Origin of the sequence: Enterococcus sp. AZ167, assembly GCF_051714025.1 — a bacterium.
GTDB classification, from domain to species: Bacteria; Bacillota; Bacilli; order Lactobacillales; family Enterococcaceae; genus Enterococcus_D; species Enterococcus_D casseliflavus.
This window is the reverse complement of sequence record NZ_JBIORB010000003.1, coordinates 1-15,289: the sequence shown is the minus strand read 5'-3', so window position 1 is coordinate 15,289 and position 15,289 is coordinate 1. Positions and strand designations below refer to the sequence as shown.

Here is a 15,289-nt window from a genome sequence, read left to right as displayed (position 1 = left end):
TTATGGTGTTAAACAAAGTAGGAAAAGACATCCCTGAATGCTATGCCAACCAATACGGGGTCTTTGAAAATGAAACAGCCAATATCCATGCCTACAAAGAAGCGAGTCGCAAGATCGAGCCAGTCCTGCCAGGCAAGAGCAAGGTCGTGGGCAGTATTCGTGAAGCCATTGAAAAAACAGGGCTAACGGACGGCATGACGATCTCCTTCCACCATCATTTTCGCGAAGGGGACTTTATCATGAATCTCGTTTTGGACGAGATCGCAAAAATGGGCATCAAGAATCTTGCGATTGCCCCTAGTTCCATCGCCAATGTCCATGAACCATTGATCGGACATATCAAATCTGGGGTCGTGACCAATATCACCTCCAGCGGTCTGCGGGACAAAGTCGGTGCCGCAATCTCCGAAGGCATTATGGATGCCCCAGTCATTATCCGTTCTCATGGCGGTCGGGCTCGTGCGATTGCCGCCGGCGATATCCACATCGATGTCGCTTTCTTAGGAGCGCCTAGCTCAGATGCGTATGGCAATGCTAATGGTACTGTCGGAAAAGCAACCTGCGGCTCATTGGGCTATGCGATGGTCGATGCAAAATACGCCGACCAAGTCGTGATCATCACCGACACCCTTGTGCCGTTTCCAAATACCCCAATCAGCATTCCCCAAACGGATGTCGATTATGTCGTGGAAGTCGACGCCATCGGTGATCCTGCAGGGATCGCAAAAGGCGCGACCCGCTTTACCAAAAATCCAAAAGAATTGCTGATTGCTGAGTATGCAGCCAAGGTCATCACCAGCTCGCCTTATTACCAACAAGGCTTCTCCTTCCAAACTGGAACAGGTGGTGCCGCATTAGCTGTTTCTCGTTTTTTACGCGAAGCAATGATCAAAGATGAGATCAAAGCTAGCTTTGCCCTTGGCGGCATTACCAATGCCATGGTGGAACTGTTAGAAGAAGGATTAGTGGAAAAACTGATCGATGTCCAAGACTTCGATCATCCTTCCGCACAATCGCTAGGGAAAAACGCCAATCATTACGAGATCGATGCCAATATGTATGCCTCACCGTTAAGCAAAGGGGCGTTTATCAATCAATTGGATACCGCCATTCTTTCCGCATTGGAAGTCGACACGAATTTCAACATCAATGTCATCACCGGTTCTGACGGTGTGATCCGCGGTGCTTCTGGCGGCCACTCAGATACCAGTATGGCGTGCAAAATGAGCTTAGTGATCGCTCCTCTCGTGCGGGGACGGATCCCAACGATCGTCGATACCGTCAACACGATCGTCACGCCAGGCGCCAGCATTGATGTCGTTGTCACAGAAATCGGGATCGCCATCAATCCTGCTCGCAAAGACCTGATCAGCCATTTTGAAGCATTGGATATTCCCCAATACACCATTGAAGAGCTAAAAGAAAAAGCCTACAGTATCGTGGGTCAACCCGAACCAATCAAGTACGGGGAAAAAACCGTCGCTTTGATCGAATACCGCGATGGCACGATCATTGATGTGGTCAAAAATGTCTGATGCCCTATTTTCAGGAACCCCTGTGACGCTAACCGACATGCTGCAGGCGCGAGAAAATAGAAGCTCCCTTCAACGGGAGCTTCTCGCTGCAGATGAAAAAGCGGCATTACTTGTTGCCACCATGAATATTCCTGGTCCCGTGAAAAATTCTGCCCCATTGACCGCAGTTTTTGAAGAACTCATTACGGAAATCGAAGAGGTCGTCAAGGAACTAATTCCACTGGCAAACCTCTACCGCAGTTTGGAGACCGGACCAGAATATTATCTCGTACTGCCCACAGATCCTTATGAACTAAAACGAATGATGGTTCAGATTGAGACCAATCATCCTTACGGCCGGTTGGTGGATCTGGATGTCTTAACCAAAACCCAAGACCAGCTTTTACCTATCAGCCGCACCGAAATTGGACTGCCTGCAAGAAGCTGCTACATCTGTGAACAAGACGCCAAAGTTTGTGGCCGTTCTAGAACCCATAGCGTAGCAGACATGCAGCAGCAGATCCGTAAAATCATTCAGGAAAGAGTGAAAGAATGAAAAAAATCCAATTTACCGAAACCGTCTTGCGGGACGGCCAACAAAGTCTGATCGCCACGCGAATGCCTACCAGCGATATGCTGCCGATTTTAAAAACCATGGATCAAGCAGGCTATCATGCCCTTGAAATGTGGGGCGGCGCGACCTTCGATGCTTGCCTGCGTTTTTTAAATGAAGACCCATGGGAAAGATTGCGCGCAATCCGCAAAGAAGTGAAAAAGACCAAACTGCAAATGCTCTTACGGGGACAAAATCTCTTAGGCTACAAAAACTATGCCGATGACGTCGTTGCTGACTTTGTGACCAAATCGGTCGAAAACGGCATCGACATTCTTCGTTTGTTTGATGCTTTAAATGATGTCCGCAATTTGGAAACTGCCATCCGTGCCACAAAAGCAGCCGGTGGACACTGTCAAACGGCGATCTCTTATACTACTAGCCAGATCCATACCGTGGATTACTTCGTTGACCTTGCCAACAAAATGGCAGACCTCGGCGCAGATTCTATCTGTATCAAAGATATGGCAGGCGTTTTGACGCCGCAAACCGGCTACGAGTTGGTCAGCCGAATCAAAGACGCGGTCGATCTGCCGCTGGAAGTCCATACCCATGCCACCAGCGGCATTGCTGAGATGACTTACTTGAAAGTTGCGGAAGCTGGCGCAGACATCATTGATACTGCCATCTCCTCTTTTGCTGGCGGCACCAGTCAGCCAGCGACCGAATCTGTGGCGATCGCCTTAGAAGATTGCGGCTTTGCTACTGGACTTGATTTGCAGAAAGTCGCTGAGATTGCAGAACATTTCAATCCCATTCGTGATCGTTTCCGTGAAGAAGGGCTGCTGAATCCAAAAGTCAAAGACATCGAACCCAAAACCTTGATCTATCAAGTACCTGGCGGCATGTTGTCGAACCTACTCAGCCAATTGACGGAACAAGGATTGCAAGACAAGTATGAAGAAGTCCTAGCAGAAGTACCAAAAGTCAGAGCGGACTTGGGCTATCCACCGCTAGTGACCCCATTGTCGCAAATGGTCGGCACTCAAGCCTTGATGAATGTGATTTCAGGAGAACGCTACAAACTTGTCCCAAGTGAGATCAAAGATTACGTCAAAGGACTTTATGGACAATCGCCAGCACCCATCAGCGACGAAATCAAAGAAACAATTATCGGAGATGCTGAAGTGATCACTGTCAGACCAGCTGATCTACTGGCACCGCAATTGCCAGCCTTCAAGGAAGAAATCGCTGAGTATGCCAAAAGCGAAGAAGACGTGCTGATGTACGCCCTCTTCCCTCAGCAAGCCCAAGACTTTTTAGGCCGACGAGAAGATCCCTTTTATGATGTCCCCGTACAGACAGTGTCTGTGAAGATTGCGGTGGATTAACAATGAAACCAGAAATAGAGAAAACAACTTAAAGTGCCCCTCACAAATTCGCTTGCTTTAGCAAATTTGTGAGGGGTATTACCATCTATAGGCTGTTTCTTCGTTTTTACTAATCAGCAGTGCAAAAATACGTACGCCACAGCCACTCCACCAATAAGCTTGCATTAATCGCTTCTCGCTCACGTATTTTGGGTAGCTGAGAAGCCAGGATTGTGCTTCCGCTCCATCCATTCTATAATCAGCTAAAAGAAGCGTTTTAAAGGAGGGTCTAGCCATGCAACGATACATCGCTTTATTAAGAGGCATCAATGTCGGTGGAAAGAACAAAATTTCTATGAAAGAATTGAAAGCCGGTTTTGAAGAACTAGGGTTTAGAGATGTGGTCACTTATTTGAATAGCGGCAATGTGATTTTTTCCAGTGAAGGGTATGATCCACAAGCCCTTGCCGAAATGATTAAAGCAATGGTCAAACACGACTTTTCCTTTGATATCGCTATTTATATCATTCGCCAAACAGAGCTGCAGGAACGCTTGACCCATATACCTGACTGGTCAGGAACGGAAGATAAAACCATCTATGACAACCTGATCTTTTTGATGCCTTCACTGACCTACGAGGTGTTATCTGAAAAACTCGGGGCTCCAAATGCCGACCTTGAACAGGTTTTCCCTTACAAAGACGTCGTCTTCTGGTCCTACATCCGCAAAGACTATCAAAAAACCAATTGGTGGAAAAAAACAGCCGGCACCAGCGTCGGTAAACAGATTACGATTCGGACCATCAATACCGTACGGAAGATTGCGGAGCTGTGAGGAATAGCAAGCCTTCTAATAATTATAAAACCCGTCAGGCAGACTCTTCTGACGGGTTTCTTATAACATTCTAATGTCTCATTAGTTCTCGTTACTACTATTCGTGACGCGCTTTAACTGACGTTAAGTTTCTACGCAATCATCCCAACTAGAAGCAATAAACTACCGAGAAGAATAATAGATTTTCACATCGTGTATTTCTATACTGAATATCTATGATAAAACAAAACCCAAGCATTAAGAAGCAATTTGAGGCAACTAGACAATAGTATAGAACGAAAGAAAAAATTCTTATTCGCAACATTCGATTACGAAAAAGATACATATGAACATCTATTATTAGCCATCCTTTTTTCTAGCTCACATTTTAGTTAACCTTTTTATCTATCCTAACTGCTATAAAAACTCTCTCACACGTTCTTTAACATGCTGCTATTGTTCCAACTTCTTTATTGCTAAAGCTAAGCAGCCGATCAAACCTGCATCGTCAGCAAGCATTGGAGTTAGTAGGTATTCTTCGAGAGTAGGGGTATCCACATAGGAACCCATTTTTTCTTTAAACGCTTGGCGAATCAACTCGAGTAGTTGTGGCTGTTTCATTACACCCCCACCTAAAATTATTACTTCCGGTGCATATAGTAAAGTTGTGTTATACACACACTGAGCAAGATAATCTGCCTCAATCGCCCAATAAGGATGATCAAATGAAATGGTTTGGGCTTTTCTTCCAAAGCGTTTTTCAATCGCGGGTCCTGAGGCTAACCCTTCCAAACAATCATGATGAAAAGGACAGATCCCTTCAAATTGATCTTCATTATGACGTTGTAAGAGCATATGTCCCATTTCAGGATGACTGAAACCTGCGACTATTTTTCCATCGACTACAGCACCACCACCAACACCAGTACCAACGGTGTAATACAGAACACTATTTTTACCTTTTCCATAACCTGCCATATATTCTCCATAACAAGCAGCATTTACATCGGTAGTCCAATAGATGGGAACCGACAAGGCGTTTTCCAAAGCTCCTACAAAATGATAATTTTGCCAAGCTACCTTCGGAGTGTTGGTGATATATCCGTAAGTTCTTGATTCGATTTGAATATCAATAGGCCCAAATGCTCCTACACCAATTGATGCGATATTTCCTTTGTACTTATCAAAGAAATCAAACACTTGCTTCATCGTTTCTTCTGGTGTTGTGGTTGGAAAGCTTTTCCGTTCTATCACTTGTAATTGTTCATTACCAATCCCACAGACAAACTTTGTTCCACCAGCTTCTATTCCACCATATAACATTTTATCTACACCTTTCATTCACTCATTTTCAAAAAAAGAAACGTATTTGCACTAAGCAAAATCGTTTCTCACTAAAGGTTTCGTTGTGCCACCTTCGCCAAATTCAATCGGCAATACGGTACGTTTTTCTACTGTCTCTCCATTAATGACAGCAATTAATTTTGCCACTGCCACTTCCGCCATTTGCTTTGTAGGTTGGGCAATCGTTGAGACTAGATAAGGATCTCCTTCTGTCATCTTTTGACCATCAAATCCGATAACTTGGACATCCTCTGGTACGTTTTTCCCTATTTTTTCAAGCATATCAATGACAGCTAATGCCATTGGATCGTTGATCGTAAAAATACCATCGATATCGGGATTCTCTAACAAAAAATTTGTTACACGTTCTGAGAGATGGTCTAAAGGTTCTAACATATCTAACGCTTTATAGGAAATCCCCAATTGACGGCACTCAATCTCAAAATATTTTCGACGACTCTTCGTTTCATTCGGTGTTTCTTGGTACCCACCGATATATGCTACATTCTGACATCCTCGGCGATAAAGTTCATTTGCAGCCAAACGTCCACCGGCCGCATTGTCAGCGGTCACATAAATCACCTCTTCAGTGAAATAACGGTCAATACTAACAAAAGGCAGATTACTCGAAATGTATTCATCGATATCTGAATAAGTAATTCCAATGATGCCGTCTACTTTATTTTGACTGACCATCTGGATATATTCTTGTTCTTTTTCACTATTCCCACTGGAGTTACACAAATAAAGCTTGTAGTTTTGTCTTTCTAATGCTGTTTCTACATGGTAGGCAAATTCGCCAAAAAATGGATGCCATACAGTGGGTAGAATCAAAGCAACCGTGTTCGTATGCTTCATCTTTAACCCCCGGGCATAAAAATCTGGTTGATAGTTTAACTCTGTCATTGCTGCTTCAACTTTTTCTCTAGTAGAAGCTTTAACAGAACCGTTATTCAATACCCGGGAAACAGTTCCTACTCCGACACCTGCTAATTTTGCGACATCTTTCATTGTTGCTTTCATAGTTGATCCCTCACATTTCTGCACAAGTTTAGTATAATGAATTTTGTCATAAATTACTAATTTTTTCAAAATACTAATAGCAAAACCATGGGAAATCTAGCTATCTGTTCTTTTCTAAAAACATTATCCTTCAAAACCTATTAAATAATTGATACATCGCCTAAGCAATCAAACATTTATTTCACACTCGCTGTTTCAAAAGCTTGAATACGACTTTCTCCAATCGAATGAAACAAGATATCTCGAGCTTTTTCCAGCTCATAGAAAGTAGCCGTCATAACTTCTAACCCATTAATAAAGACTTCAACTGATGAGGTATCTCTAAAAATCTCAAGAACGAGCTGATTATCAATCAAAGGTACTTCAACTTTTCGGACATTCAGAGGGTCTTCTTCCGCCCCTGTAAGCTCTCTTCCTAGTTTCTGACGATCCAATTCAAAAACCTGTGTAGCAGTGTCATAGGCTAGTTTGAGACAATCCGTCTTAGACCGCAGTAATTCAATTGTAAAAACTTCTGCTTTCTCCAAATCTGCGACTAGATGTAAATATGAAGAATCCGACAGTGCGTTTCGAAATACGACTGATGTGTCAGTCACTGCGATATTTTCACTGCCTTGTTGATAAACTAAATGACTATATACAGTTGAGATGGGTTTTTGTACCAATCGATTTTTTTTCACTCTTAACTCTCGGGGCAAACTCATAGAGCCTGCCCAAAGATGGCCTAACTCATGTGTAGGCAATGTACGATCCCACATCTGCATCCAAGCAATCATCACCCGTCCGCCATTAGGATCTGTTGTTGTTTGTGGTGCATAAAAATCCATTCCAAAATCCATTTCATGGAAATTATCAACTATCATCTGACCTGTTTCCCAGTCTACCTCACCAATACAAGCCATGGTAGAACTGATATTATGATATTCCAGTCCGTTCTTCTTGATTTGTATCGGTGACATGATTAAGACATCTCGTCCGTCTAAATGGAATAAATCAGGACATTCCCACATTATTCCTTGCTCTGAAGTCCCTTCTAGTAACACAGAGTAAAAGTGCCAAGTATACAAGTCTGATGATTGAAACATCACTATTCTACCAGTAGACTGTGCAGATTTAGTAGCTACTACCATATAGTAAGCATCGTTGTGAACAATTACTTTAGGGTCACGAAATTCTTGTATCAACCCATTTTCACCTAATTGTTTATCTGCTACCACAGGATTACCACTGTATTTGCTAAAATGAATACCATCTTCAGAGACCGCCAAACATTGATGCTGATGGCTAATACCATCAATTTCTTGACAGCCTGTATAAAATAAATATAGTTTTCCGTCTCTTTCAATTGCACTTCCTGAAAAACACCCGCCGCTGTCATAAGGTTGATCTGGGGCTAACGCTACTGGTAGATCTTCCCAATGGACCAAATCACTACTGCGCGCATGTCCCCAATGCATGGGCCCCCATCGACTATCGTAAGGATAGTATTGATAGAAGAGATGGTAATGCCCTTTGTAATATATAAACCCATTGGGGTCATTTATCCACCCGATGGGTGCGGAAAAATGATAGTTTTGTCGATACTGAGGGTTAACTTTTCCTCGCATCATTTCAATAAATCGATTTGCTTTATCCAAAATCGCCGTTTCTTCTACTAACACTTATTGTGCTCCCTTCAAAAAATTATCATAGCCAGTTTGTTTTATTTGAATCCATTCTTCCAAACCTACACGTTCCAATTCAGCAAGGTATTCTTCCCATTCTTCATCGATTTTACCGCCGGTGATCCACTCTGCTCTTTTGCGATAGATGTAATCCCACATATCCGTTTCGATTTTTGCTAATCGATCTGTTTCTTCTTTTTCTAAAAAGACACGTGGATAGATATTGTCTTCTGTAATATATGGCAAATACGTGTCATGCATCAAATCTAAACGCCACTTCGCATCATCTGGCATAGTCGTGACTGTGCCGTAATAAGAATCAAGAACTGCTAATGGTCCTCCAGCTTCGGTTTTTTGTCTTAGTTCCCCCGGTGCTGTCCCCTCTAAAGGCAAATGTTTTAACATACCATCCTTTAATTCAAAAATATTCGCCTGTGCTTCATCACCGTAGGTTCCCCAGTTATTTTGGACAGACTGTAACGGTTCATACATTTTATCTATCCACCTAGCTGTAAGTTCCAAGTTTTTATTCGCACTAGTAATTACGAAACGATCTCTTGAGAAACCCATGCCATTCGTACGAGTAACGTGTTTCGTTCCATCTGGTCCCGCTAAGACTGGCAAGACGTCATAACTATCATCTGCACCCGTGATATTTGCTTTATCCCAAGTAAAGTACACGCCATACTTATGTTCTTTCCCTTTGGCAACATACGTATTCCAATCTTGTTCGAAAGCCTCTTTATCAATAAGACCTTTATTATTCATTTCATTGAAATATTTGATGGCTTCTTTATACCCTTCTTTGTTAGCAGTAAATTGTACCTGGCCATCGTTATCAACGACTAAGTGGTCATCATTATCACCTAGACCGAATGCCCCCATTAAAAATTTTAAGTCTTCGTTTCCTCCATTGTTAATAAAGCTAAAAGGAATTTCATCTGCTTCACCATTACCATTTGGATCTTGCGTCTTGAAAGCCTCCAACACAGTCATCAACTGATCAGTGGTTTGCGGCATTTCAAGACCTAAATTATCCAACCACTCCTTGTTGATCCAAGCCATCCCATTTACTGTATGAATCGACTCTTTTCCTTCGCCTAATTCTTCAATCCAAGGCATAGAGTAAATGTGACCATCAGGTGCAGTAGACATTTGTCGGTATTCGGGGGTTTCATCAAAAATTTTCTTCAGATTTGGCATATAATCTTCGATCAAATCTTCAATCGGTACAATAACACCACTTTCCGCCCAGTTTAATAAATCATAGTCACCTGCAGCGGCGTTGAAGATGGCATCTGGTAAATCACCACTAGCGATATCCAAATTTCTTTTTTCGGCAAAATCACTACTGTAGTTTGTCCAATCAATATGGAGATTGGTCTCTTCTTCTAATCGTTGGAAAATCAATTTGTCATTAGGATCATTGGGAGCCAAAGGGGCACTTTGAGACATCATTTTTAAAGATACTTTTTCTTTCAATGGAAAAGAGACATTTTCTAGTTCATAATCAGGGCTTGATGTACTCTTTTCTTTTGAGCCTCCACAAGCCCCCAAAATTAGTACGGAAGTAAAAACGATTGGCAGCATCCATTTTGCTTTCATCTTAAAATCTCCTTTATAATTTTTATTCATACAAATAGTGAACAATACTTATCCTTTAACAGAACCAACTAAAACACCTTTATCAAAATATTTTTGGAAGAAAGGATACATTATGATTAATGGCAGACTAGAAATGACGATCGTTGCGTATTTGATCAACTCAGCAATTTGTTTCATTTCTGCCATGGCTGTATTGGCTCCCACCATGTCTTGTGAGGGTTGGTTTTGGATCAAAATATTTCTTAATACGAGTTGCAACGGCTGTAAGTCGGGATCTTTGATATAGATCATGGCATCAAAATATGAGTTCCATTGCCCAACAAAGGCATATAAAAACAATACGAACATAATTGGTTTAGCTAATGGAAGCATGACTTTGAACAGTATTTGCAAGTCATTGGCGCCATCGATAGTAGCAGCTTCAGAAAGTTCTTTTGGTAAAGCACTAAAATAGGTACGCGCTAAGATAATATTCCACACATTTATAGCACCTGGTATGATAATCGCCCATACACTATCTAACATGCCCAAGTTCTTTACCAATAAATAGGTAGGTATCAAGCCGCCACCAACGAACATTGTAATGACAAAAAAAGTCATAATAATCTTTTTCCCAGCCAAGTTAGGTCGAGATAAAGGATACGCAGTGATCATCGTAATAAATACAGTCAATAAGCTGAAGCTAAAAGAGTAAAACAACGAATTTACGAAACCGCGTAAAATGGAATCATCTGCAAATACCCGTTGATATCCTTGTATTGTCCAATCTTTCGGATTGAAGCTTATACCTTTATTGATCAAAGTAGCTGGGTCCATAAAAGAAGCTACCAGTACATAAATCAGCGGAACAATGGTAATGACGACTAAAAAAGTTACAATCACTCGATTCAACCATAAGATTTGACGGTCGATTTTTGATAAAGCACTATTCATAATTTTCTCCTTTCATTACAAGCCTTGACCATCGTTTAGCCGCTTGGTTATATTGTTGACAATCAGTAATAAAACGACATTAATAATCATATTGAACAGACCAACAGCAGCAGAGTAGGCATAATCACCTGATTGCAAGCCGACTTTGTATACATAAGTGGAAATGATTTCTGAGGCAGGGATGTTCATTGAAGTTTGCATCAAGTAGGCTTTTTCATATCCTACATTCATAATACCGCCGGCGGCCAAGATGAAGCTGATCACCATCACAGGCCTCAATGCAGGCAAATCGATATGCCAAATCTTTTGTAAAATATTTGCCCCATCGATATTTGCTGCCTCATATAAATCGGTACTGACTCCCGCCAGTGTTGCGGTGTAAAGAATGGATGACCAGCCGATTCCTTGCCAAATTCCAGATAAAATATAAATCGTTCTGAAATAAGCTGGATTAGACATGAACATAATTGGTTGCCCCGTAACCTTTTCTACTAACCCATTAATAGGTCCATTTGCGGATAGGAACAAAAACAGCATCCCCACGATAATAACTACTGAGATAAAATTCGGCGCATATAGAATCAACTGGATTTTCTGTTTTATTTTTTTATTGATAATTTGATTCAAGCTCAGTGCTAAAATAATTGGTGGAAAAAAACCTAACAATAAACCATAAATGCTAATTTTTAATGTGTTGCTCAGCAAAAGTGTAAAATTTGGTGAACTGATAAATTCCCTAAAGTGATCTAGTCCTACCCAAGGACTTTCCAAAATTCCTAGCATAGGATTATAGTCTTTAAATGCAATCACAGCACCGTACATTGGCACATACTTAAAGATAAACGTCATGATGATACCGGGTAAGAGCAAAAAGTACATCCACTTATCACGCCGCAACTGTTTCTTTAATTTTTTCCACTTCGAGATATTTTTGTTATCCCGTTGTACCGCCCTTATCTCACCACCTGGTCCCAATGTCTTTTCCAATTCAATCTCCTCCCAATACATTTTAGAAACGTTTCCATTTTTGTTTAAAAAAATAAAAATTTAACGAAGTCACTTTTTTGGAAACGTTCCCACTATTTTCATTTATAGATTACCATAGCCATTTTTTTAAGTCAATATTTTTTTGTAATTATTCTTTCACCCACACTAAGCTTCCTTCAATTCATTTATGGTTTTCGAAAATTGTTATAAAATAAGGATCTCGATTATTTCATTAATCCTATTTTTTCTCTACTTTTCTAGCATTCTTCTTTTATGAGTTTACTTATCACAACTCGCATCCTCTAATCTCTTTTCTACCAATCATTCACTATTTAATCGTTCCAATCGGAAGATTATCTGGTTAATTATTTAAAAATAGCTCGGATTCACATTTATTTTTTGCTTTTTAACTAACTAAAAGCAAAAAGATAAGAGTTAGATATGTAAATGTATATAAGGTTAGGAGCTGTTAGATGAGCTTTTTAGGGGAATATCGGAAAACTAAGGTCGCCAATCAAAATTAAAAAAAAGTGTAGCACCTAAGGGTATTCACTTTTTCATCTGCCAACTGAAAGAAATTAGCGAAAAAGAGTAAACTCACAAAAAATGAGTTTACTCTAGATCAATATAATAATTAACTGCGCCCTTCCTCATCCATCTCTCGATAATCAAATTCACAAAACACAGCTTTTGTGTCATAGCCTGCATAATCAACCGCTGCTAGTCCGACAAATGCTCCGGTGAAGAAGCCGCCGCAAGTTTGTAATACATAATCATCCGAGAGAATAGCAGAATCAAATTCGATTGGTAAATCTTGCCATGTTTCTCCATCAAAGGAGTAGGCATATCTATAGGTCTGCTTGCGGACTTTTGTTTTGAACCAGACAAAATCCACATCATCTGGAATGGCAATCGCATTTTCTCTTAAGTAGGACGTATAGGTTCCTTGATTGTTTTCAGCTACTTCAATTACTTTTCCATTTTCTTCATTCCAAGTGATAAAAATGAAGGACCAGTGTTGGTCATTATAATAATTGGTTAGTCCTGCCATTTGTTGGTAAGAAAATGGATCAAATTTTACTTTTGTTATTGTATCAAAATAAAAGGTTTGCCAACGGCGTGCGATCATTGAAAGATCATGGCGATTTGTTAAGCTTCCTTTTCCAATTAGTTCTAGTTTCCCATCGCCTACATTGCCCATTTCTGCTGAAATTGGTACACGAAGGGTCTGCCAGTTTTTATTTAGCTGCTTCTCACTAAAGTCATCATAATGAGAGCGGCTACTCAAAACTTCGGTAGGTACTGCATCTTTAGGTGCCTCCACGCTTGTTTGTCCCCCATGTCCACCAACGATTCTTGGCCAGTCTTCAGAATCCCATTCAACTTTTTGAATGGCGGTCTCACGTCCTAAAGTTGACCATCCGCGAGGATTTGTCACCGACTCGTTTTCTCGATGTAAGGGTCTTGCACATAGCGATGCATAGTACCATTCGCCTGACGGAGTAGACACAAGTGCCCCATGTCCTTGCTTTTGCAAGTATGAATGAGGCGTATCGTAATTGGTTAGAAACGGACCATGAGGATCGGTTTCGAACGAATCAGCTTCCAGTGAAGAGGATCTAGCTACGACTTCTTGATGGGTAAAGACAGTTCCACCTTCTGCCACAAATAAATAGTAACGCCCATTTATTTTGTATAGATGCGGCCCTTCAACTAATCCTACATTCGTTCCTTCATAAATCATTCGAGCAGTTTCTGGTTTCAACTGCATGGTTTCTACATCAAATTCGGTCAGTGTAATGCCATTGAAAGGATTTTTATACTCTCGATGATCCCACGTCTGTTGCACGAGGTATTTTCTGCCATCCTCATCATGAAACAGAGAGGGATCAAAGCCAACGCCATTCAATCGAATCGGTGTAGTCCACGGTCCATGGATGTTCGTTGCGGTAGTCAAATAGTTGGTCATGTCCTTAAATGCCCCATCCACAACTTTGACGTCGGTAAACACCAACCAAAATTTGTTGTCTGCATATGATAAGTCTGGTGCCCATATTCCACCAGACGACGGATTTCCCTTCATGTCTAGCATCTCTACTGAATCGAGAGGAGCATCCAGCAGTTTCCAATGGACCAAGTCTTTTGATTCGTGCAAACGAATCCCAGGGAACCATTCGAACGTTGAATTAGCTAGATAGTACGTATCTCCTACTCGGATGATGGACGGATCAGGGTGAAAGCCGGATAAGACAGGATTTTTTATTTTCATAGAAACACCTCTTTTTTTAAAATTAAGCTACAGTTTTTGATTAGTATTCATTTCAAGCCGTTCGCTCTTGTTGCCCCACTCCTCAAAAAACAAATCAAGTGAAAATCGTCGAATCAAATTACGATACACGCCGTAATTGATTGCACCACTAAGAAAACAAAGATACGCCAAAGAAAAATACTGCATCAAAAAGATCGACAGTCCAATAAATGCACTATTATAAACAGTGACTGAAGGCAAACGGTAGCTTATCAGCAATGACCATTCTATTTTCTTCTTAAATGGGATTTGAGTGACGCGGGAATCGCTTGAGATCAGTAAGACAAAGAGCATACTGCTTAATAAAAAACAGCTCGTAAGGACAAATGGCAAAAACATAACAGATCGTTGATATAATATCAGTATTTTCAGTCCAAAGAGAATCAAGAGAATAATCAGAGAATACAAGAAATATAATCCCCAGTTTTTCTTCAAGCATTCTCGATAGTACTGAGAATAGTTCTTTCTATTCGATAAATGCTCTGGGTTGTTAAATAAGCCGAATTGAGCGGACAGACTTGCAATAAAAAATACTAGGGGTACCCAAAAGAAGACAATATTATTCAGAGTCAATCGAAGAAAAAACAAGTGCATCAGGAGTAAACTATTCGACAGGATGAAATACAGTTGATAAACCAAAAGCCGATAGGCTGAGTGGACAATGGCAACGGTCCACTCAGAAATAGCGTGAAAGAAAGGATTCATACTTACCTCCTATCCTTTGATACCCGAACTTGTGACACCTTCGACAAAATACTTTTGCGCGCTGAAGAATAAGATGATGGCTGGCAACAATGAGATCACCGACATTGCAAACACTTGATTCCATGGGGTATTAGTAGATGGATCAACGTTGAGCCGCAACGCAAGAGATACTGGGAATTTGTCTTGTGAAGTGATATAAATCAATGGACCTAAGAAATCACTGAAACTCCAAACGAATTGAAAAATCACACAAGAAATCAGTGCAGGTTTTAATGACGGAATCAGGACACGCCAGAGAACACCGAAAGAAGAACAACCGTCAACGATCGCTGCTTCATCGAGATCCCGTGGAATTGAACGCATAAACTGGATCATCATGAACACGAAGAAGGGTTCTTGTCCTAAAAATGAATTGGCCAGTAACGGAACATACGTATCTAATAGATCCAAGCGATTCCAGAAGAGATAC

The 15,289-nt window shown here is 40.9% G+C and carries 13 protein-coding genes; 4 read left to right on the top strand and 9 right to left on the bottom strand.

Annotated elements, in window-relative coordinates; translation table 11 throughout:
* The first annotated feature begins 2 nt into the window (after positions 1-2).
* The 4 genes from citF (at position 3) to IGJ05_RS14150 (ending at position 4,272) form a co-directional block, all read left to right on the top strand.
* Complete coding sequence (gene citF, locus IGJ05_RS14165; RefSeq protein ID WP_266166159.1) at positions 3-1,535, top strand: citrate lyase subunit alpha; 1,533 nt, start codon at positions 3-5, stop codon at positions 1,533-1,535.
* The gene (citX, locus tag IGJ05_RS14160; protein ID WP_017144445.1) at positions 1,528-2,070 is read left to right on the top strand and encodes a citrate lyase holo-[acyl-carrier protein] synthase; all 543 of its coding nucleotides are present in this window, start codon (positions 1,528-1,530) and stop codon (positions 2,068-2,070) included. The genes citF and citX overlap by 8 nt, the downstream gene beginning before the upstream one ends.
* Positions 2,067-3,458, top strand: a complete 1,392-nt coding sequence (locus tag IGJ05_RS14155; protein ID WP_266166160.1) for an oxaloacetate decarboxylase subunit alpha — start codon at positions 2,067-2,069, stop codon at positions 3,456-3,458. Before citX ends, IGJ05_RS14155 begins: the two co-directional genes overlap by 4 nt.
* A 274-nt stretch (positions 3,459-3,732) precedes the next feature.
* The gene (locus IGJ05_RS14150; protein ID WP_010748898.1) at positions 3,733-4,272 is read left to right on the top strand and encodes a DUF1697 domain-containing protein; all 540 of its coding nucleotides are present in this window, start codon (positions 3,733-3,735) and stop codon (positions 4,270-4,272) included.
* Between the two features lie 432 nt (positions 4,273-4,704).
* Here the strand turns inward: IGJ05_RS14150 and IGJ05_RS14145 are convergent, their stop codons facing one another.
* The 9 genes from IGJ05_RS14145 to IGJ05_RS14105 all read right to left on the bottom strand — a co-directional run.
* On the bottom strand, positions 4,705-5,574 hold the full coding sequence (locus IGJ05_RS14145) for an ROK family protein (protein WP_010748897.1): 870 nt from the start codon (positions 5,572-5,574) through the stop codon (positions 4,705-4,707).
* 51 nt (positions 5,575-5,625) lie between these two features.
* Positions 5,626-6,618 (bottom strand): LacI family DNA-binding transcriptional regulator, encoded by a 993-nt coding sequence (locus tag IGJ05_RS14140; RefSeq protein WP_015510589.1) that lies wholly within the window; start codon positions 6,616-6,618, stop codon positions 5,626-5,628.
* 176 nt (positions 6,619-6,794) lie between these two features.
* The gene (locus IGJ05_RS14135; protein WP_081117104.1) at positions 6,795-8,279 is read right to left on the bottom strand and encodes a glycoside hydrolase family 32 protein; all 1,485 of its coding nucleotides are present in this window, start codon (positions 8,277-8,279) and stop codon (positions 6,795-6,797) included.
* Complete coding sequence (locus IGJ05_RS14130; RefSeq protein ID WP_266166161.1) at positions 8,280-9,887, bottom strand: ABC transporter substrate-binding protein; 1,608 nt, start codon at positions 9,885-9,887, stop codon at positions 8,280-8,282.
* Positions 9,888-9,935: 48 nt separating this feature from the next.
* Positions 9,936-10,820 (bottom strand): carbohydrate ABC transporter permease, encoded by an 885-nt coding sequence (locus IGJ05_RS14125; protein ID WP_010748894.1) that lies wholly within the window; start codon positions 10,818-10,820, stop codon positions 9,936-9,938.
* Positions 10,821-10,835: 15 nt separating this feature from the next.
* Positions 10,836-11,828, bottom strand: a complete 993-nt coding sequence (locus IGJ05_RS14120) for an ABC transporter permease (protein WP_081117105.1) — start codon at positions 11,826-11,828, stop codon at positions 10,836-10,838.
* A gap of 613 nt (positions 11,829-12,441) precedes the next feature.
* Positions 12,442-14,076: a glycoside hydrolase family 43 protein gene (locus IGJ05_RS14115; protein ID WP_081117106.1), complete on the bottom strand. Its 1,635-nt coding sequence runs from the start codon at positions 14,074-14,076 to the stop codon at positions 12,442-12,444.
* A gap of 27 nt (positions 14,077-14,103) precedes the next feature.
* Positions 14,104-14,820 (bottom strand): hypothetical protein, encoded by a 717-nt coding sequence (locus IGJ05_RS14110; RefSeq protein WP_010748891.1) that lies wholly within the window; start codon positions 14,818-14,820, stop codon positions 14,104-14,106.
* A 9-nt stretch (positions 14,821-14,829) separates the two neighbouring features.
* Positions 14,830-15,289, bottom strand: a 460-nt coding sequence (locus IGJ05_RS14105; protein WP_438725321.1) for a carbohydrate ABC transporter permease, incomplete at its 5' end; no start/stop codon positions are given.

What these genes read in the sequence shown, in the direction of transcription:
- citF (WP_266166159.1), top strand. Translation starts at nt 3, where the DNA reads ATGGTGTTAAACAAAGTAGGAAAAGACATCCCTGAATGCTATGCCAAC.
- citX (WP_017144445.1), top strand. Translation starts at nt 1,528, where the DNA reads ATGTCTGATGCCCTATTTTCAGGAACCCCTGTGACGCTAACCGACATG.
- IGJ05_RS14155 (WP_266166160.1), top strand. Translation starts at nt 2,067, where the DNA reads ATGAAAAAAATCCAATTTACCGAAACCGTCTTGCGGGACGGCCAACAA.
- IGJ05_RS14150 (WP_010748898.1), top strand. Translation starts at nt 3,733, where the DNA reads ATGCAACGATACATCGCTTTATTAAGAGGCATCAATGTCGGTGGAAAG.
- IGJ05_RS14145 (WP_010748897.1), bottom strand. Translation starts at nt 5,574, where the DNA reads ATGTTATATGGTGGAATAGAAGCTGGTGGAACAAAGTTTGTCTGTGGG.
- IGJ05_RS14140 (WP_015510589.1), bottom strand. Translation starts at nt 6,618, where the DNA reads ATGAAAGCAACAATGAAAGATGTCGCAAAATTAGCAGGTGTCGGAGTA.
- IGJ05_RS14130 (WP_266166161.1), bottom strand. Translation starts at nt 9,887, where the DNA reads ATGAAAGCAAAATGGATGCTGCCAATCGTTTTTACTTCCGTACTAATT.
- IGJ05_RS14125 (WP_010748894.1), bottom strand. Translation starts at nt 10,820, where the DNA reads ATGAATAGTGCTTTATCAAAAATCGACCGTCAAATCTTATGGTTGAAT.
- IGJ05_RS14120 (WP_081117105.1), bottom strand. Translation starts at nt 11,828, where the DNA reads ATGTATTGGGAGGAGATTGAATTGGAAAAGACATTGGGACCAGGTGGT.
- IGJ05_RS14115 (WP_081117106.1), bottom strand. Translation starts at nt 14,076, where the DNA reads ATGAAAATAAAAAATCCTGTCTTATCCGGCTTTCACCCTGATCCGTCC.
- IGJ05_RS14110 (WP_010748891.1), bottom strand. Translation starts at nt 14,820, where the DNA reads ATGAATCCTTTCTTTCACGCTATTTCTGAGTGGACCGTTGCCATTGTC.